The organism is Planktothrix sp. FACHB-1365 (assembly GCF_014697575.1).
GTDB lineage: Bacteria > Cyanobacteriota > Cyanobacteriia > Cyanobacteriales > Microcoleaceae > Planktothrix.
Genome location: NZ_JACJSC010000034.1, coordinates 1 through 18603, shown reverse-complemented (window position 1 = coordinate 18603; position 18603 = coordinate 1). Strand labels below are relative to the sequence as shown.

The window sequence follows — 18603 nt, the reverse complement described above, 5'->3', positions numbered from 1 at the left end:
AACCCAACACTTAGGCAGGAGCCAGGTTTCTCAACAGACCAATCGTCCCCTCGCCGAGCCGGAGAGGGGATGGGGAAGAGGTTACAAAGTGTTATCCGGTAGGGAACCACTGGTAGCACCTGAATACACAATACCGCGCTCCATGTCTAACGTCAAAATCACCCCATCTCGAATCATGCGAGTAGCATTCTTTACTCCCACAATTACAGGAACCCCTAACCGTAAACCAATGATCGCCGCATGGCTGGTTAAACTATCCGCTTCAGTCACCACACCCACCGCCTTTCGCATCGCATCCACAAAATCAGCACTGGTTTGGGGAGTGACTAAAATGTCTCCCACATTAAAATCGCTCAATTCTCCGGCACTGCGGGCAACCCGCGCTCGTCCCGTTACACAACCTTGACCAACGGCTGTACCTTTGCCTAAAGCAGCCGTCACCACTTCCACCTTAATTAAATCCGTAGAACCCGCTACCCCTTGTAAGGTTCCGGCCGTTGTCACGACTAAATCCCCATCCGCCAGCAGGTTTTTTTCTCTAGCTACCGTCACCGCCGCTTGGAAGGTTTGGTCAGCCGAAGGTAAATCTAACACTAATAGCGGTTTCACCCCCCAGACTAAACTTAACTGTCGAGCGACTTCCACATGGGGCGTAATGGCTAAAATCTGGGTTTGGGGTCGAAATTTAGAGACGTTACGCGCTGTAGACCCGGTTTTAGTTAAGGTCATAATAGCTGCGGCATTCAACTGATGGGAAATTTGCCCAACAGCTTGACTAATCGCATTAGGAATAGAACGTCCGGTATCTTCAACTTTAGAAATATTGCGGGTGACGCCATCTTGTTCAATTCGGGCGGCAATTCGCGCCATAGTTGCGACTGCTTCTACAGGATATTTGCCAACGGCTGTTTCATTAGAAAGCATCACTGCATCAGTACCATCTAAAATCGCATTAGCGACATCGGAAATTTCCGCACGGGTGGGTCGGGGATTATTCACCATGCTATCTAACATCTGAGTAGCGGTAATCACCGGAATTCCCATGCGGTTAGCGGTGAGAATTAACCGTTTTTGTAATATCGGCACATCTTCAGCCGGAAGTTCTACTCCTAAATCTCCTCGCGCTACCATTACGCCATTACACAAAGCCAGAATTTCTTCCATTTGTTCAATGGCTTCATGTTTTTCAATTTTGGCAATGACGGGAACATCTTTCCCTGCACTGGCGATTAATTCTTTAATTTCTAATACATCCTGGGGATTTCTGACGAAACTTAAAGCAACCCAATCAACTCCTTGATCTAAACCAAACATTAAGTCTTTTCGGTCTTTTTCTGTCAACGCTTTAATCGACAGATAAACCCCCGGAAAATTCACCCCTTTACTATTAGAAAGAGTTCCGCCAACGACCACACGACAATATAAGCGTCCCTTTGCTGGTTCAACTTTCTCCACGAACATCTCAACTTTACCGTCATCGAGGAGAATAATTGCCCCTTCTGGAACTTCATCGGCTAAAGGTTGATAAGTTACGGAGGAGATTTCCTGAGTTCCGACGACATCCTCGCTGGTGAGAATAAACAAATCATCTCGGTTGAGAATAATTGAACCATTCTCAAATTTACCCAATCGAATTTTTGGGCCTTGCAGGTCTTGTAAAATTCCGACAGGTTGGTTGAGTTCAAAGGCCGTTTGTCGAATCAAGCGAATACTGCGTTGATGATCCTCATGGGTATTATGGGAAAAATTCAATCGTAGAGTCGTTGCACCCGCTTCAATCAACGCGCGCAGAACGTCAGGCTTCTGTGTAGCAGGGCCAATTGTAGCGACTATTTTGGTTCGGTGCAGTAGATTTTGCGGTTGCATGACTCAATAAACTTCTAGGGAATTATTTGTAGAGACATTCCTGGGAACATCTCTACAAAGCATAAAGAAAATTTAACCATGTCAGGGACACATAAAAATCAAGAATTCAGAATCCGGTGTTTGGGAGGTAATTACGAATTACGAATTACGAGGGGATTTTGGGTTTTATTGCCTACTTCGGAAAATAACGGGGGTTCAAACGTGATCCAGTGCCCCCGTCGGTGGGATCGAGGAATTGACGCAGGGGAATTCCTTGACGATTTCGAGAACCACCTAACACCCCTCGAATAACGTCTCCGGTGCTTTTTTCATCGACAAGGGTATAAACGCCTTGGGTGCTTTGACCACTATCCGCAATAACCAAGTTTTGGAAAATGCGATCACGCACAAATAAGGGATCTTCCCCAGGAGGAACCGTTAACACAATCCGACATTGAGGCACATCTTCGGTTGTGGCGCACAACGTATTATAACCGTTTTCAATCGCTGTACTCAGTTCAGATAACCCATCGGGACGATAGGACTCTAAACGGCGACTAATTTCGGAGCAACGGCGTTCGGGCGTCCATCCTCCCCCCATATTACTGGGAACGGCCCAAGCATAGCCTTGATTGGGTTGACTGACTGGATAATACATGACGGTATATTGACCGCCAATCACTTCACATCGAAACCGCGCAATCTCTGTTTCCCCAGTTTCGACTTCCACTTGAGGAATAGGAGGGTTTGAGGTAGGGGGAAGGGTTTGAGGGGGAGGGGTTTGTGTGGAATTGGGGGGGGAAACCTGAATGGGTTGTTGGGATTGCTCGGCGTTGCGGCGGAGTTGCAGTAAATCCCTTAAACTGGGTAAACTTAGCCACTGAGAACGCGAATTATTCGAGGTGGGTTGAGCCTTAACTTCGGTTGGATAACCCATTAGTGATAGGGTAATGGATAAACTTACGAGTCCGAGTAAGGATGGGCGAAATCGTGAACGAGACATAAATTATTTCCTCCAGGGGATAAAATCGTGGTATTTTAAGCTGTTACGTTCCTGTTTAGCTATTTCATAAATCTTTACAATCTGTTACTTTTCTCATAAAATACTCAGGTGTGAAACTTCAAGGAGTGCAAAGCGTAATGTCGGAGGCAAGCAAGCCACTGACAGTCCCCAAAGAATACCTCACCCCAGAGGGTGGTTTTAACACTACGCTACTGATGTTTTTCGTCGCAGTAGCTCTGGTGATCTATTCCACGTTGGGATACTGGCGTTGGGGTTGGCCAGACTGGTGTTGTTTTTTGATTAATGTTTTGGCACTGCACCTTTCCGGGACAGTGATTCATGACGCATCCCATAATTCTGCTCACAAAAACCGCATTCTCAACGCGGTGTTAGGACATGGTAGTGCTTTAATGTTAGGGTTCGCTTTTCCTGTGTTTACACGGGTGCATATCCAACATCACTGCCACGTTAATGATCCAGACAATGATCCCGATCATTTTGTTTCCACAGGTGGGCCTCTGTGGTTAATCGCGGCACGGTTCTTTTACCATGAAGTGTTTTTCTTCAAACGCAAACTCTGGAAAAAGTATGAACTTCTGGAGTGGTTTTTGAGCCGCTTATTTGTGGTGACGATTGTTAGCATCTCGATTCATTATGGGTTTCTTGACTATATTCTAAACTTCTGGTTTTGTCCGGCTTTAGTCGTCGGGATAGCCTTGGGTTTATTCTTTGACTATTTACCCCATCGCCCTTTTCAAGAACGCAATCGTTGGAAAAATGCCAGGGTGTATCCAAGTCCGATTTTAAATCTGTTAATTTTGGGGCAAAATTACCATTTGATTCATCATTTATGGCCCTCTATTCCTTGGTATTATTACAAGCCAACTTATGAATTTATGAAACCCCTACTAGATGAAAAAGGTTCCCCCCAAACTTTAGGAATCCTAGAAGGGAAAAAAGACTTTTGGAGTTTTCTCTATGATGTCTTTTTAGGAATCCGTTTTCACTCTCGCAAATCCTCAACGGATAATTAAACCTTTACCCTTGAAGTTCAAGGGATTAAGATTGAGAATTAAGAATCGCTATTGAACAGAGGTTCTTAATTCTTAATTTATGAGATGATGATATTCTGGGAAGGAACCATGAAATCTGAAGAAAAAACCGCAAGTCAAACTTCAAAAACCGAAAATAACAAAGAAAAAAGTAATTGGGATAAAATTAAAGAGAATATTCTAATTTTAGCGATCGCATTAGGATTATCCCTATTAATTAGAACGTTTATTGCTGAACCTCGGTTTATTCCTTCAGATTCCATGTTTCCGACTTTAGAAATTGGCGATCGCTTAGTGATTGAAAAAGTCTCCTATTATTTAGATTCTCCTCAATTTGGCGATATTATTGTGTTTAATCCCCCCTCTCAATTACAAGAGATTGGTTATGCAGCCGATCAAGCTTTTATTAAACGGATTATTGGTAAACCGGGTGAAATTGTAGAAGTTAAAAATGGTCGAGTTTATATTAATAATCAGCCTCTATTTGAACGGTATATTGCGGAAGAACCCCATTATGAATTACCTCCGGTGAAAGTTCCAGAAAATTCCTATTTTGTCATGGGAGATAATCGCAACGATAGTAATGATTCCCATGTTTGGGGTTTTCTTCCCCAAGAAAATATTATTGGTCGTGCTGTATTCCGGTTTTGGCCCATTGAACGATTTGGTGGGGTTTAGACTGTTTTAAAATCTCCATTAAATCTAAGTAGACGTAGCTAGATTGATTCAATTTGATGCTAATATCTGAGTTGCTTCTTTTAACACTTGAGGGATTTCAGGCTTTTCAGAAGCAATCACATCATTTGGCAAGTGCTTATGATGGGGAAAGTTTGGGAGATTGGGAAAATGAGGCGTACTGTCATAGCGAAAAATTAGGCAATTATTTTCATCTTGAAAATGGTAACGGTAATCGAGAAAGTCTAATTGATTATCTGCAACGATGATTGCTTCATTAATTTCTAGTAGGTGAGTCTGATTGAAACGCAATCTAATTCTTAGATTAGCTCGTTTTGGAGTTAAAATTTCTTCTTCATAACGCTCAACATAAACATTGCTACTGTATAGAATAGCTTGTTCAATTTGAGCTAGGTAATCCGATAAAATATTAGGCAGCATCATTGAGTCTTTGGGCGAGTTCCTGATGTAAAGCTAGGTAGTGACGGTAATCATTAGCCCATTCTATAAATAGAATATCATCGGATAAAAGCCCGCGATTATACTGGTTAAAGAATTCCTCTGAGTCAATTTTTTGCTGGTTTTCGTATAAGCTCAGTCGTTTAGCAACAGCAACTAAGGCATCTAACGGTGATGTATATTGAATGGTTTGTTTACGCATAGATTTTTTATTTTTATAGGGATCTCTAACGAGGGAAACAGATGCAATAAATATTACGGAGTTAATTTAATTATACAATAATAACAGGAAATAGGAAACCTAGACAATAAAACGTTTTTACCCTATTCTCTATTCCTGCTATATAATGAATTCCAATCCCTACAACGCCTCACCCATTAGCATAAACGCTGACCAATAATAGGGATTCGGATTAGTCTTTTTAACCGTTAACATCGCCTGTTTTAACGCTTGGGCTTTGTCTTTTGTAGTTTGTAGATTTTGATAGAATTGTGTCATTAATTCCCCCGTTGCTTGATCATCCACTGACCACAATGACACGACTAAACTGGGAACTCCGGCACTCAAAAAAGAACGAGATAACCCAATCACTCCATCTCCAGTAATTTCTCCTAACCCCGTGTCACAGGCACTTAATACTATTAATTCCGCATTTAATTTTAACCCAAAGATTTGATCCGCCGTTAATAATCCATCTTCCGAACCTGAAGGAGTTAAGGCTATCCCACTATTTAACGGTTGAATATTATCAAATATTCCATGAGTGGCAAAATGAATAATTCTAGCATTTTCCAGGCGATTTAATACCGTTGATTCCGTTGCATTTGCCCCAATTAAGGGTTGTATTTTTAATAATTCTCCAATGGAAATTGCCTCTTTTTCGGCAAAGGGTAAGGGTTTTAAAGCCATAGGTTCTTTCCCTGGACTGGGTGCAATTTTAGGCATTTGGGGATTGCCAATAATTAGAATATCTGAAGCTGAATTTGATAAATTTTGCCGTTTTTGATGGGTAGACTCTAAAACTGCAATAGAAGGCGAGACAACAATAGTATGTTTTTCAATTAAATATTTTCCCGTTTCATCTTGTAGGGCAGCAAAGGGCAAATAAAATAACGAATCTGTGGGAATAAAAATAACTCGTTCATCGGGATTTGTGGGTAATAAATCCGCAATGGGTTGAATTAAAAGTTGATAGAGTTGTTGAAATTCTGGGTTTTTAGAAGAAGATGGAATGGGAATATTTTGAGCTTGTACCCGAGCATCGGCATTAACATTAAATAAACCACTACTGCGGGTCTGGGTTCGAGTTAATTCACCTCTGGCAGAAGCTACCGTAAAATCACTTTTACAGGCATCATTATCAAAACAACGGGCTGCAAAAATTAAACGGCTCAGGTCTGTATTTTGTTGTTGCCACAGGGGTTTAAGATCTGATCGTCTAAACTCAACTTCTCCTGTTGGTTTAATCACCCAAATATACAATTCTGATTCTTGTGATTGTGGTTTACCCTCTATAGAAAAATCATCCCCAACGATGGAATATTCAACAATTGTTGCTTTTTGTTGTTGAGCAATTTTTTTAAGTTGGGCTAAAGAAACGACTGGAGAAAACTGGTTTGAATCAGAAGTAAATTGTTGGGCTAATAACTCGGCTAATGCTCTCCCCCGTCCCCGTTCAGAAACTTCTAAGGCTTGATTAATTTTATTTTGAGCAATTAAAACTTCTTGAAGTGTATTGTAGGTACTGCGTTGAGTTTCGGATAAAGACACTTTATTGAGATCATCTTTAATATCTTGTCGCAGAGATTCTTTAACTTCAAGACTCGCGAATAGATGTTTTTCTGCTTCAGGAAGATTACCCAATTTAAACAAAGTCCAGCCTAAACTGTTGAGAGAATATCCTTCTCCATTGCGATCGCCAATTCCACGGGTAATAGCTAAAGACTTTTGATAGAACTCAATGGCTTTTTGATACTGTCCTAAACTATCGTAAGCTGCACCCAAATTATGGAGAGTACGCCCTTCTCCAAAGCGGTTGCCGATTTCACGTTTAATAGTTAAAGATTGTTGATAGAACTCAATGGCTTTTTGATACTGTCCTAAACTATTGTAAGCTGCACCCAAATTGTTGAGATCACGCCCTTCTCCATCACGATCACCTATTTCACGTGAAATCGTTAAAGATTGTTGATAGAACTCAATGGCTTTTTGATACTGTCCTAAGTACCAGTAAGCAATGCCCAAATTGACCTGAGCATTCCCTTCTCCAAAGCGGTTGCCGATTTCACGTGAAATCGTTAAAGATTGTCGAGAGAAATCAATGGCTTTTTGATACTGTCCTAAGTTAAGGTAAGTATTCCCCAAACCCATGAGAGAACTCCATTCTCCGTTGTGATCGCCAATTTCACGTCTAATGGTTAAAGACTGTTGATAGACCTCAATCGCTTTTTGATACTGTCCTAAACGATTGTAAGCAATGCCAAAACTGTTGAGAGTATTCCCTTCTCCCTTGCGATCGCCAATTTCATGATAAATTTTTAATGCCATTTCCCATGACTGAATTGCGGCTTGATGTTGGCTGCTTTCAAATTGTTGTACTCCTTGATCTAATAATCGGTCTGCTTCTGCTTTTTGTTCTGTAACGGTTTGGGCAAATACCCCATTCCCTATTTGTAATGATTCCCAGAAAAACAGGCTGGGATGTTCTGTTAGGGTTAGGGTAGTTAATAAGGTGAATAAGGTTGTTAATCCTAAATGTTGCAGTTTCATAGTATTGATTTTTAGTTAAATCAAGGGTTCAGTGACGATCAAATTTAATTCCACTTCATTCAGGAGTTTTTGCCAATTTTCTTTTAATTGTTGATCATTAGGATTTTGGCGAAGTTGTTCAGCTAGATTAGCGATCGCATCATGCCAAATTCCGGCTTGAGCATAAATTAACCAGTGCTTATCTGTGGGAGTTTCTGCTAACTTTTGGGTGAGTTCTGGTGTAAGAATATTGCGTTGAATTAGTCCTTGAATAAAGGGAGGATTAGAACCCGGACAATTGAGTTGAACTGTCCAACGATAGGGGATTTCTGTTTGTAATTCAGGACTATTTTTAGGTAGATTAATCATTAAAATTCCTCCAGTTTTGGGAAGATTTAATGTAATTTTATAAACCAGTTGATTCGTGTTATTATTATAGATAACAAAATCAGCCGTTTCAGCTTGGCTGGGAGGGAAATAAATTAATAAACTTGGATGGGGTGAAATTGTTAATTCTAATTGTTTTTCGCTCTTGGGAATTAAAGCAGTTAAGGGTTTAACATTCTCTGAAGTGAAACATTGATCTCGTGTTCCTCCGGGTTGTGTATTTTCTGTACCGCCATCTATATCACGGGGAATTAGGGGAGATCTGGGTCTTCTGTTTTGTTTACCGCTTTTTCTATCATCGGGAATTACTCGCGTTGCTCCGGGTTTTGTGTCTTCTGTACCGCCTTCAGTATCATAGGGAACTACAGGAGTTTGTTCAGCTTGTATAGGGACGGGAATCACCCAAAATCCTAAACTTAATATTAAAATTTTTAAACTTAATGGGATTGAGAATAATAATTTTAGCATTGCACCTTTTCTCCACTCAAATTTTGATTTTAATCTCAAAAACAATTTTATTTTATAGTAGGGAACAGGGAACAGGGAACAGGGAACACCGGGAGAAAAGACTTCACCGCCAGGTTTACTGCATCCGTCTGTGTCCTAACAACCTTGGTGGTTGCTATAACCCTAATACTTGATAAACTTCAACCGATTTTTCTCTCCCCTTCAAGTTTAACTCTCCCCAAGATTCTACGTTGTATTTTTTCGGTAAGTAAATTAACGTTTCTGTTGTCGTCAAAATTCGGCATTCTCCGACATGACGGTCTTTTTCACAACTTTCTAAACGGGAAGCAATATTAACACTATCGCCAATTACCCCATATTCTAAGCGATTTTTTCCCCCTAAACTGCCGACGGTGACAGTCCCGGTATAAATCCCAATTCGCATTCTCACCACAGGTAATTTTTGTTGTTGCCATTTTTGGTTTAATTCTGATAAACATTGGCCCATTTCTAAAGCACAATCAACGGCATTTTCTGCATCTTTAGCAATATCTTTTAAATGGATTCGAGGAACAGGAACCCCAAACACAGCCATTAATCCATCACCGGTAAATTTACTAACAATTCCATTATGATTTAAGACAATATCTGTCATCAAACTTAGATATTGATTTAACCAATTCATTAAAGCTTCTGAGGATTGTTTCTCTGCAATGGTACTAAAGTTTTTTAAGTCTGTAAATAGAATCGTTGCGGTTAAAGTTTGGGGGGGTAAAAATCCTGAGTCAATTAAATGCGATCGCTTATTCCATAAAGCATTAGCAATTTCCAAGGAAGTTTGTTGTCCTAATAGCTTCATGACGATTTTTTGCTGTTGTTGAGATTTCCAATCTTGATAAATAATTGTGACAAAAAAAGTTAAAATAAAGGCCAAACTAGGAGCAGCAACAGGTATCCAAAATAGTTGTAAAAATAACCCATAACTGACTCCAAACAAAATGATTAACCCCAGGAAATTACCCGCAATTAAAATCAATGGATGCTTAATTTTATATCCCCAATACCCTCCTAAAATTCCCCAGGTAATGATCCATAACCATTCCCAAGGTTCTGACCAAAATCTAAATAGAGGTTTTCCATCTAAAACCGCACTCAGAATCTGACTGACCATCTGACCATGAACCTTAATTCCTGGCATTTCCTGAAATCGCATATTTCTGTCCTGATAGGGAGTTAAGAAAGCATCTTTTACACTATGGGAATTTGTTCCGATTAAAACAATTTTATTCTGAACCCATTCGGGTTTATAATTGCCCTTTAAAACCTCCATTAATGTCACAGTCTGTGCAATTTTTTTAGTTCGATAATTGAGTAAGAATTTATAGTCTTTTGCATCAATGTTTTGATATCCTCCTGAATTCGATTGCAATTTATCAAAACTAACAGTTCCTAATTGATATTGACCCTTAGTATTAAGCTTAGGAATAATTCCCTCAGCTTTGAGATAAAGTAAAGCTAATTGTAGAGAAAAAGCCGTTAATACGGTTTTTTTATCCCTTATAAATATCAATTGACGACGGACAACTCCATCGGGATCAATTGGAATATTTACAAACCCAACTTGTTTAGAAGGCATTGTTGGCGGAGGGGGTGTTGAGGGAATGCTGATATTCGTAACACCAATAATATTCGGTTTTTGCAGTTGTTGAACCAATTCAAAATGACCCGGAGGGACAGCAATATCTCGATAGATGTCAATACCAATGGCACGGGGTTGATGTTGTTGTAATTTAGCTAAAACTTGGGCTAAAATTCCATCAGGAATCGGCCATTGTTTGATTGTTTGAATATCGGTTTCTGTAATTTCAACAATCAGTAACCGTGAATCAAGTCCAGGGTCAGAACGCGATCTCATCATTAGATCATAAGCTTTTAATTCTAATGGTTGTAACCCTCCACTCTGACGAATACTGAACAAAGTAATGAGTGTAATTCCACTTAGAATCACGCCTTGCAAACTCAAAATTTTATTAAGGTATTTACTCATGTATTTTTTATCTAAATCAAGGGATATAATACAATAGTAAGCTTTGATTAATTTTAGAAATACTATTTTATAGAAATTTGTATTTACACCCCAAGTTTAGCAAACTGTGTGATGGATCACCTGGAGTTTTATTTCAACTCCTGATAAGCAGCATAAACCGCTTTCACATTATACCAATTCAAAAATATCCTGGCTATTTCTAAGGCTAACTGAGGTTTTCCTTGATTAATTAAATTTTGTAGCAATCCTGCCATTGTTTTTTCGTTTAAATACCCTCCTAAAGACAATAAACCCCATAATATTTGATGTAATATTGTCATTTGAATCATCATCTTAACTTCAAATGAGGGATGCTTTTGATAAAATAAAACCCCCATTCTTCCTCGTTGAATTTCTCGGTCTATTAATTTCGGTAACTCTTCTAAACTAAAAGCCGGATGCCAATGATAACCGACAGCATCAGGACATTTAATTAATTTTAAGCCTAACTTTTTTAACCTCACTCCTAATTCTAAATCTTCCCAACCATATTGTTTAAATTGACAATCAAATAATCCGGCTTCAATTAACCAATGACGAGCGATCGCAACATTTCCCGTCGCAAAATAAGCCGCCGAAAAATCGGTTATTTTATAAGGTTCAGACGTAGGATTCTCAAAATTACAAGTATTAATCACCCGACCATAGGTAAATATTTTATCTGAGGTTTTGTATCCTTCTGCTAATGTATTTGCATGGGATTGTAAAAATGTTTCAGTGACAACTAAATCACTATCAATAAAAATAATAATCTCCCCTTTTGCCTCTTCTACCCCTAAATTTCTAGCGGCGGCTGGCCCTTGATGGGATTGACACAATACCCGAACATGGGGCAATTTTAACCGATTTTCCTCTAACCAAATTAAGGTTCCATCCGTTGAACCATCATCGACAACAACCACTTCATAATCGGTAATCGGATGATGATATTGTTGTTGTTCTAACGCTTGTAAACACTTTTGTAAAATCGCTAAACGATTATAAGTCGGAATGACAACACTTAAAAACACAGTTTTTATAACCTAAACCCTCAATCAATCTTATTATTAACCACTCACAGGCCTAAAATCTAGCCTTCTCGTGTTTTTGCGACTCAAAACTAAATATTCTCAATCCCTGACATCCAAAGAGCATCAAAGACGAGATAATGTAACATTTGGTTACTTCAGGAGAACATATTAATCATGGGTCGCGCTGAAAAAGTTGTGCTTGCTTATTCCGGTGGGGTGGATACCTCCGTTTGTATCCCCTACTTAAAAAATGAATTTGGCGTTAAAGAAGTGATTACCCTGGCTGTAGACTTAGGACAGGGGGATGAACTGGGGCCAGTCAAACAAAAAGCCTTAGACTCCGGTGCTGTAGAATCGTTAGTGATTGATGTGCAGGAAAGCTTTGTTAAAGATTACGCTTTCCCAGCTATTCAAGCCAATGCGTTGTATGAAAATCGTTATCCCCTCGCCACTGCTTTAGCTCGTCCGCTCATTGCGAAAACCTTAGTGGAAGTAGCGGAAAAATACGGTGCGGATGCTATTGCTCATGGTTGTACTGGAAAAGGCAACGACCAAGTGCGATTTGATGTGTCTGTAGGTGCATTAAACCCGAAATTGAAAATTCTAGCCCCCGCGCGGGAATGGGGAATGAGTCGGGAAGAAACCATTGCTTATGGAGAAAAATTTGGCATTGCTTCTCCGGTGAAAAAATCCTCCCCCTACAGTTTAGATAAAAACTTATTGGGAATTGCCATTGAAGCGGGGCCCTTAGAAGACCCTTGGACGGAACCTTTAGAAGAAGTTTATGCAATGACAAAACCCATTGCTGAAACGCCTAACGAACCGGAATATATTGAAATTGGGTTTGAGAATGGGGTTCCTATCAGTTTAAACGGGGAAACCATAAACGGCGTTCAATTAATTGGAAAATTAAATGAAATTGCTGGAAATCATGGGGTCGGACGCATTGACATGATTGAAAACCGTTTAGTTGGGATTAAATCAAGGGAAATTTACGAATCTCCGGCGATGATTGTGTTAATTAATGCCCACCGAGATTTAGAAAGTTTAACGTTAACTGCCGATGTCACTCGGTATAAACGGGGCATTGAAGAAACCTATAGTCAGTTAGTTTATAATGGCTTGTGGTATAGTCCGTTAAAAGCGGCTTTAGATGCCTTTATCCAACAAACTCAAGCCCAAGTTTCCGGTACAGTTCGGGTGAAATTGTTCAAAGGAAATGCAACTGTTGTGGGTCGCAAATCTGAAAATTCTCTCTATAGTCACGACTTAGCAACCTATGGTTCTGAGGATGTATTTGATCACAAAGCCGCCGAAGGTTTCATTTATGTTTGGGGTTTACCGACTCGTGTTTGGTCGGAAAAAATGAGAGGTTAAATTAACAAGAGGGTGAGTCCTTGCTCACCCTACGAGCCAATTAATTCTGACCTCAACTGTATTGAGATAGATAGCTGCAATATTTTCATCAGGGGGGTCTTTCTGGATTTCCTCTAATGTGCTTAAAGTAACCCCGTTATCCACATAACCCGACATTTTTGCGATTAACTTGTCACGTTATGCTGTTGTCGATGCTATTAGCATGGAGATAACAATCGTTTTACCAGAGCCTGTTGCCATTTTGCAGCAGAGGCGTTGAAAGTTTCCCCCATCGGAAGGAATGTCAATTCCAACTTTTTCAGATGGTGGAGATTCTGTTAGCCAGATTAAGGTTTCTATGGCTTCTAACTGACAGAAAAAGAAGGGAAAATCACGTTCTTCGGATAAGATAGGTGTAACCAAATCTTATTATAGTAAAAGGCGTTTGACTATAATAAGATTAACAACAAGATCGCTTACCCACCGCTAAAAATTTGTAATGCTGTCAAATTTAACTCTGGAAATACAGCAGATTCAACTTTTTCATCTCCCCGAAATAGTTTAATTTGATATTCGCCATCAACTAACTGATAAACCGACAAAGTAGGCTGTTTGGGAGAACCAATATAACGGCTACCTCCTAAACCCAGATAATCTACAATCCAATATTCACCAATGCCTAATGCTTCGTAGTCAATCATTTTATGTGCATAATCATCGCGCCAATTTGTGCTGACAACTTCAACCACTAATTTTATGGAATCTCCCCGGATAATAACTGATTCTCTTTCCCATCGAGACTCATTGGCTGCTACGGCTTGTTTATCTAATACAATGACATCTGGATCGTAGCCAGAGTTATCGCTAAATTTAATCGTACATTCCTTGGGAATAAAGTAAGGAAGTGCCAATCGCCGGATTTCAAAGTTAAATTCGGCAGCATGAAAACCTGCCACTACTGAATGTTGCCCTGTTGGATTAGGCATCTCAACAATTACTCCATTATGTAGTTCATAATGTCCGATTTCTGGTTTCCATTCCAGAAACTCATCAAAAGTCATTAATTTGGGTATCGCTTGAGTCATCGCTACCTCTCCATTTCTTTCAGATTTGTCGATTGCCAAATTATTTGTCCACTTGTCAAATTATTGACCTCGTTAATAAAAAGCTTTTAAACCTAAGCAGAGCAACGATTTCCCCAATTCTAGCCTAAACTCACTTCAATAGCTACTCCTTGACAAATTAAGTGTCCTTTTTTAATAATTTGACAAATTAAGTGTCCGCTCTTGAAAGTGGCTATCTTACCCAGTTTTTCGGAAGGCGAGATTTAAAATTCCGGCGCTGTGGGTGGATGGGTGGTGTCAACGATGTTTTTTCACTTTCCTGGAGATGACATATTTTCAGAAGTCGATTGTTTAGATATTATTTTCAATAAAGATAAGTAACTTTATGCTAGTTGTAATGTAGCTGTCTCCAAGATTAGCCTAACGTCAGATGGATTTGTTGATATAGCACGCTGCCAGTATCCAAATCCTCCATGCTGGTTAACTGCTTTAATCCACTGATCTAAAAATCCCCATTTGGCTTCATCTTGGCGAGTCGGTTGTCCTTTGATTTCCAGAATCAAGAAATTACCAGTTTTCAGTCGGATAATGAAATCGGGGCGATATTTGCGAACAACGCCTTCAAATATGTAAAGAATCTCAAATCCCAGGTGATCGTTTTTCACCCAAGCATCCACAATATGATTGTTTCTTTCTCGATCAAGTTCATAAGCTTCGCTTGCTTCCCATGTGCTGTCAAATATGCAGCAGTTGATATGAGATTTACGAGTGTATTCACAAGGTTTACCTGTGTACCAAGAACGCATATCACCTGTAGAACGGATTGGATGAACTGGATCGAAAACAGGTTCAACTACTTCTGTATTGTCTAAATAAATAGCGTTCCAGATGTGTTGAACAACTTTTCTCAGGTTCAGGGTGAGAAGGATACGTCGTCGAATTTCGTCCCTATTAAATAATGGCGGAGTAATTTCAATTAAATCTGAATGTACAAATTCTTCAACTAACCGAATCAGTTTGGCAAGTAAGTATTCTCGATTACCTTTCCAACTGACACCTTTAACTTTGGATTCAGCAGCTATGCGCCATGCGTGGTGTGCTTCATCGTTGATCACAACAATATTGCTAGAGTTGGCAAGTTCACCTAAAACATCTCGTGCGTAAGCTTCGTTACTTTTTGCACCCCGTTTATCAACGCTTTTCTTTTTAGCGATTTGCTCCTCAGTTTCCCAATTTAAGGCGTGCCAGTTACGAATTAAAACTTTACCTTGAAGAAGTTTATCGAACAAACCGAGAGGAACAATGTTAAAAATTTCGTAGTAGTTATTTTCAGCAGAGGGAATGAGAACTTGCCGGCGATTCTTAACAGTAAGTCCAGGGGCAACTACAAAAATAGCTTTAGAAAAGCGAGAGTCTTGAGGATAGGTAACTTTATTTATAATTTGCCATGCAATTAGCATGGACATAACAATCGTTTTACCGGAACCTGTTGCCATTTTGCAGCAGAGGCGTTGGAAGTTTCCTCCATCAGAAGCAATGTCAATTCCAACTTTTTCAGATGGTGGAGATTCTGTTAGCCAGATTAAGGTTTCTATGGCTTCTAACTGGCAAAAAAAGAAGGGAAAGTCACGTTCTTCGGAATTGTGCCAATGTTCTAGCAAACGCTTGGTAACGCCTGTAACGCCTGGGTGTCCTTCATTGCACCAAGCTTTAACGCGGGGACGAATTTGATTAACTAAAGGAATTTCGACAAATTTACCAGGATCGTCGAAGGTTTTGGAGCTTTCGGAGGCAATGATATAGCCTGCGGGTCTTCTTCCTTCTGCTAGACTGAATAAACGAGAGGTGCGATCGTAGTGCCAATATTGTTTAGGTTCTTCGTAGGGAGAATTGATGATAAGTTGATCGATATTAGTTTTTGATGACATAGAATTTGCTGTCTTAAAAAAATATTAACTTTGAGTTGAGGGTATAGAATCAGATTTTTCTGGATTGATTAATGTGTAGCTACTTTCAAAAAGATTGAGATAGGGTTCGTAACGATAAAGTCTGTTGCGTTGCCAACCTGTAACTTCTTGAAGCAAAGAAAATTCTACAAATTTATCGACTATTTTACTAGCAGTTGCGTAAGTACATTGCAGTTCATTTTCGACCAAACGAATATTCACGAGTGGCTGGTGGAAAAGTAAATCTAGCAAGCGCAATCCATAAGTGCTACTGGACATTTGCTGCCCAATAATTTCGCGGTGTTTTTCGCGCATTTCCAGAATAGAACGGGCTGTTGTTGTTGCTGACTGACTGACTTCAAAAATACCTTGAAGAAAAAACTTTAACCACCCTTCCCAATCACCATGAGTGCGAATTGCCATCAGGCGATCGTAATATTCTATTCGGTGAAATTTTAGATAATGACTGAGATATAGTAAAGGCTTTTGCAGTATTCCTTGCTGACAAAGTAAAAACGTAATTAATAATCGTCCAATCCGTCCATTTCCATCTAAAAAAGGATGTATTGTTTCAAATTGAGCGTGAGCTAATCCGCAATGAATCAGTACAGGTAAAGAATTGTTATCGTGCAAAAATCTCTCTAGGTTGTCGAGAGATTGGTGCATTTCTGCAACTGTTGGAGGTACATAAGCCGCAGTACCGAGATTACAACCTTGAGGGCCAATCCAATTTTGACTTTTGCGAAATTCTCCCGGTGTGCGATCGCTTCCTCGCACGTCTTTGAGTAATTCTGTATGAATTTCTCGCAGCAAGCGCAGACAAAGTGGAAATTCTTGAAGCCGGTTTAAACCGTAGTTCATGGCGTTAACCGAATAATCTTCAAACTCTCAATTCCTCGATCGTCTACAATTTTGACAGCAACGCGCTGATATTCACCTATTTCAAAGCGCAACGAGACAGTCCCTTGATAGGACTCGATTAAATCCTCATCAATTTCCGCTTTGAGATTGCGGGCTAGGCGTGACCAAGCATCTTTTTCTCCTGCCATCGGGAAGAAAACCTGACGGGGGAAAAGGCTTCTGCCGTCATAATCAGTATCCAGCATCCATACAGCAATTTTTTCGACGCTGCCAGATTCGATGTTACCAGTTTTGGTGTTGTAGTAATCGAAGCCGTAAACTTCTACTTCCCACTTACCTGCATCTTCTCCTCGGTTGATGCGGCGAAGGGCAACATCTGGTTGACCCATCAGCCAGAAGCTATCGTTACTGGAGCGTTTTTTCTTCAGGTCTTCTGTCTGCATATCCATGTTCATTTGTGCTTTCAGAAGGGTGACACCGGGCCAGTTGGTTTCGTCGATGTCTTTTGCGGCTTCAGGGTCAAATTGGAAAGCAGCAAAGATGATTAATTTGGGTTTTGGAACTAAAGTTTGCGCTTCTTCAATGGCTTGCGTAACTTGGCGTTGTTCAATGGGTGCGTGTTCTGGCCCGAAGGAAATGACAACTCGCATCGGTTTATCGTAAGTACCGCCAGCTTCTTTGACGCTATTAGCACCTAAGTCGTTGGGTTTGGTTTCGGCATCAGCATGAAGCCAACGAGTACCCGGTAAAGGTTCGACTCGTGAAAAAAGAATGTATTGCCCATTTTTACCTCGAATTCCGGTTTTTAGCAGTTCGTCGCGCCACTCAGATTGGCGTAAAGTCTCGCCAGTACGGGCAATTGATTGGTCGGCAACGGGCGTATTATTTGCTTCTGCCTCATCCAAAGGTTTTACAATCGGGGCGGGTACGGCTTCAACTGTAAATGGGCCAGTAACTCTGACTCTGGATTTATCTATTAAAGGTTGGTCGTAGAGGGTTTCTTGGTCTGCGTATTTCTGAATCGCTTGCTCTATTTCTATTCGCTTCATACCTTCCCGAATTTCGGGATTATTAGCAATAGATTTGAGAGTAATGTGAGGAACAGTTTTATATTGAAATCCACTGCTTACGCCTTCTTGTGGTTGTGCCAGTTGATAATAGTCAAAGGTGGCGGTCATCAAACGTTGTTTGGCTAGGGTTATTGCTACTCTTGAGGTATCGCAGGTTATCCATCTGCGTCCCCACTGTTCCGCAACATAGGCTGTTGTACCGCTACCGCAGTTATGAACTGTGCAAACTTCAGTAAGAAAAGAATGACTACCTTCAATCTCTAAATCGTAGACAGTTTCATTTGACCAGCAATTTTCTACTTTTGTAATTTCAACACATTGAAGAATAATATTTTCTCCCCATATTTCTCCCTCTCTTTCTCCCCCCGGACACGGCAGGGCTGTTTCAAAGTCGGGGGGAAAAGAGTAAAGAAAGAGCGATCGCTACCTGATAAAATCAAGAGCGGTCGCTTATTTTTTCTAAAATAAAGATGCTAACAACTTTAATAGAAAAACTGAAAAAAGTCAAGGATTACCGGAAGGCTCAGGGAACAAGGCATCCAATATGGCTAGTATTATTAATAGTCATATTGGGGCTAATGTCGAGGAATTTA

At 40.1% G+C, this 18603-nt stretch carries 16 protein-coding genes and 2 pseudogenes; 4 read left to right on the top strand and 14 right to left on the bottom strand.

The window, feature by feature from the left end; genetic code table 11:
* Positions 1–81: 81 nt before the first annotated feature.
* Together pyk and H6G57_RS24695 are read right to left on the bottom strand one after the other, a co-directional pair.
* Complete coding sequence (gene pyk / locus H6G57_RS24700; RefSeq protein WP_190523471.1) at positions 82–1866, bottom strand: pyruvate kinase; 1785 nt, start codon at positions 1864–1866, stop codon at positions 82–84.
* Positions 1867–2038: 172 nt separating this feature from the next.
* Positions 2039–2848, bottom strand: a complete 810-nt coding sequence (locus tag H6G57_RS24695; RefSeq protein WP_190523469.1) for a COP23 domain-containing protein — start codon at positions 2846–2848, stop codon at positions 2039–2041.
* 137 nt (positions 2849–2985) lie between these two features.
* Here H6G57_RS24695 and crtR point away from each other — a divergent pair, with 137 nt between their 5' ends.
* On the top strand, positions 2986–3882 hold the full coding sequence (gene crtR / locus H6G57_RS24690) for a beta-carotene hydroxylase (protein WP_190523467.1): 897 nt from the start codon (positions 2986–2988) through the stop codon (positions 3880–3882).
* A gap of 108 nt (positions 3883–3990) precedes the next feature.
* Entirely contained in the window at positions 3991–4578 is a 588-nt protein-coding gene (gene lepB, locus H6G57_RS24685) for a signal peptidase I (protein WP_190523465.1), read from the top strand.
* 48 nt (positions 4579–4626) lie between these two features.
* Here lepB and tumE read toward each other — a convergent pair whose 3' ends face one another.
* The 6 genes from tumE to H6G57_RS24655 form a co-directional block, all read right to left on the bottom strand.
* Complete coding sequence (tumE, locus tag H6G57_RS24680) at positions 4627–5016, bottom strand: toxin TumE (RefSeq protein ID WP_190523463.1); 390 nt, start codon at positions 5014–5016, stop codon at positions 4627–4629.
* Positions 5006–5236, bottom strand: a complete 231-nt coding sequence (tumA, locus tag H6G57_RS24675) for an antitoxin TumA (RefSeq protein ID WP_190523462.1) — start codon at positions 5234–5236, stop codon at positions 5006–5008. The genes tumE and tumA overlap by 11 nt, the downstream gene beginning before the upstream one ends.
* A 159-nt stretch (positions 5237–5395) precedes the next feature.
* Entirely contained in the window at positions 5396–7804 is a 2409-nt protein-coding gene (locus tag H6G57_RS24670; RefSeq protein WP_190523460.1) for a CHAT domain-containing tetratricopeptide repeat protein, read from the bottom strand.
* A gap of 15 nt (positions 7805–7819) precedes the next feature.
* The gene (locus H6G57_RS24665; RefSeq protein WP_190523458.1) at positions 7820–8638 is read right to left on the bottom strand and encodes a DUF928 domain-containing protein; all 819 of its coding nucleotides are present in this window, start codon (positions 8636–8638) and stop codon (positions 7820–7822) included.
* Positions 8639–8792: 154 nt separating this feature from the next.
* Positions 8793–10664 carry a CHASE2 domain-containing protein gene (locus H6G57_RS24660; protein WP_190523456.1) on the bottom strand — a complete coding sequence of 624 codons (1872 nt, stop codon included), beginning with the start codon at positions 10662–10664 and terminating at the stop codon, positions 8793–8795.
* A gap of 128 nt (positions 10665–10792) precedes the next feature.
* Positions 10793–11713 (bottom strand): glycosyltransferase, encoded by a 921-nt coding sequence (locus tag H6G57_RS24655; RefSeq protein ID WP_190523454.1) that lies wholly within the window; start codon positions 11711–11713, stop codon positions 10793–10795.
* Between the two features lie 174 nt (positions 11714–11887).
* Between H6G57_RS24655 and H6G57_RS24650 the strand changes: the two genes are divergently transcribed.
* Positions 11888–13090 carry an argininosuccinate synthase gene (locus H6G57_RS24650; RefSeq protein WP_190523452.1) on the top strand — a complete coding sequence of 401 codons (1203 nt, stop codon included), beginning with the start codon at positions 11888–11890 and terminating at the stop codon, positions 13088–13090.
* Between the two features lie 177 nt (positions 13091–13267).
* Here H6G57_RS24650 and H6G57_RS24645 read toward each other — a convergent pair whose 3' ends face one another.
* The 6 genes and pseudogenes from H6G57_RS24645 to H6G57_RS29815 form a co-directional block, all read right to left on the bottom strand.
* Positions 13268–13492: a DEAD/DEAH box helicase family protein gene (locus H6G57_RS24645; RefSeq protein ID WP_242049086.1), complete on the bottom strand. Its 225-nt coding sequence runs from the start codon at positions 13490–13492 to the stop codon at positions 13268–13270.
* 53 nt (positions 13493–13545) lie between these two features.
* Entirely contained in the window at positions 13546–14154 is a 609-nt protein-coding gene (locus tag H6G57_RS24640) for a Uma2 family endonuclease (protein ID WP_190523451.1), read from the bottom strand.
* Positions 14155–14516: 362 nt separating this feature from the next.
* A complete protein-coding gene (locus tag H6G57_RS24635; RefSeq protein ID WP_190523449.1) occupies positions 14517–16061 on the bottom strand; it encodes a DEAD/DEAH box helicase family protein in 1545 nt (514 codons plus the stop codon).
* Positions 16062–16085: 24 nt separating this feature from the next.
* Positions 16086–16940, bottom strand: a complete 855-nt coding sequence (locus H6G57_RS24630; protein ID WP_199314445.1) for a Fic family protein — start codon at positions 16938–16940, stop codon at positions 16086–16088.
* A complete protein-coding gene (locus H6G57_RS28745) occupies positions 16937–18118 on the bottom strand; it encodes a hypothetical protein (protein ID WP_242049085.1) in 1182 nt (393 codons plus the stop codon). Before H6G57_RS28745 ends, H6G57_RS24630 begins: the two co-directional genes overlap by 4 nt.
* A gap of 105 nt (positions 18119–18223) precedes the next feature.
* Positions 18224–18319, bottom strand: a pseudogene (locus H6G57_RS29815) (hypothetical protein); the annotation flags it as partial.
* Between the two features lie 161 nt (positions 18320–18480).
* On the opposite strand from H6G57_RS29815, the pseudogene H6G57_RS29225 reads away from it, so the two are divergent.
* Positions 18481–18603 (top strand): annotated as a pseudogene (locus H6G57_RS29225) (ISAs1 family transposase); the annotation flags it as partial.

Bases quoted from the DNA above. Each gene is read 5' to 3' on its own strand.
- pyk (WP_190523471.1), bottom strand. From the start codon at position 1,866: ATGCAACCGCAAAATCTACTGCACCGAACCAAAATAGTCGCTACAATT.
- H6G57_RS24695 (WP_190523469.1), bottom strand. From the start codon at position 2,848: ATGTCTCGTTCACGATTTCGCCCATCCTTACTCGGACTCGTAAGTTTA.
- crtR (WP_190523467.1), top strand. From the start codon at position 2,986: ATGTCGGAGGCAAGCAAGCCACTGACAGTCCCCAAAGAATACCTCACC.
- lepB (WP_190523465.1), top strand. From the start codon at position 3,991: ATGAAATCTGAAGAAAAAACCGCAAGTCAAACTTCAAAAACCGAAAAT.
- tumE (WP_190523463.1), bottom strand. From the start codon at position 5,016: ATGCTGCCTAATATTTTATCGGATTACCTAGCTCAAATTGAACAAGCT.
- tumA (WP_190523462.1), bottom strand. From the start codon at position 5,236: ATGCGTAAACAAACCATTCAATATACATCACCGTTAGATGCCTTAGTT.
- H6G57_RS24670 (WP_190523460.1), bottom strand. From the start codon at position 7,804: ATGAAACTGCAACATTTAGGATTAACAACCTTATTCACCTTATTAACT.
- H6G57_RS24665 (WP_190523458.1), bottom strand. From the start codon at position 8,638: ATGCTAAAATTATTATTCTCAATCCCATTAAGTTTAAAAATTTTAATA.
- H6G57_RS24660 (WP_190523456.1), bottom strand. From the start codon at position 10,664: ATGAGTAAATACCTTAATAAAATTTTGAGTTTGCAAGGCGTGATTCTA.
- H6G57_RS24650 (WP_190523452.1), top strand. From the start codon at position 11,888: ATGGGTCGCGCTGAAAAAGTTGTGCTTGCTTATTCCGGTGGGGTGGAT.
- H6G57_RS24640 (WP_190523451.1), bottom strand. From the start codon at position 14,154: ATGACTCAAGCGATACCCAAATTAATGACTTTTGATGAGTTTCTGGAA.
- H6G57_RS24635 (WP_190523449.1), bottom strand. From the start codon at position 16,061: ATGTCATCAAAAACTAATATCGATCAACTTATCATCAATTCTCCCTAC.
- H6G57_RS24630 (WP_199314445.1), bottom strand. From the start codon at position 16,940: ATGAACTACGGTTTAAACCGGCTTCAAGAATTTCCACTTTGTCTGCGC.
- H6G57_RS28745 (WP_242049085.1), bottom strand. From the start codon at position 18,118: ATGACCGCCACCTTTGACTATTATCAACTGGCACAACCACAAGAAGGC.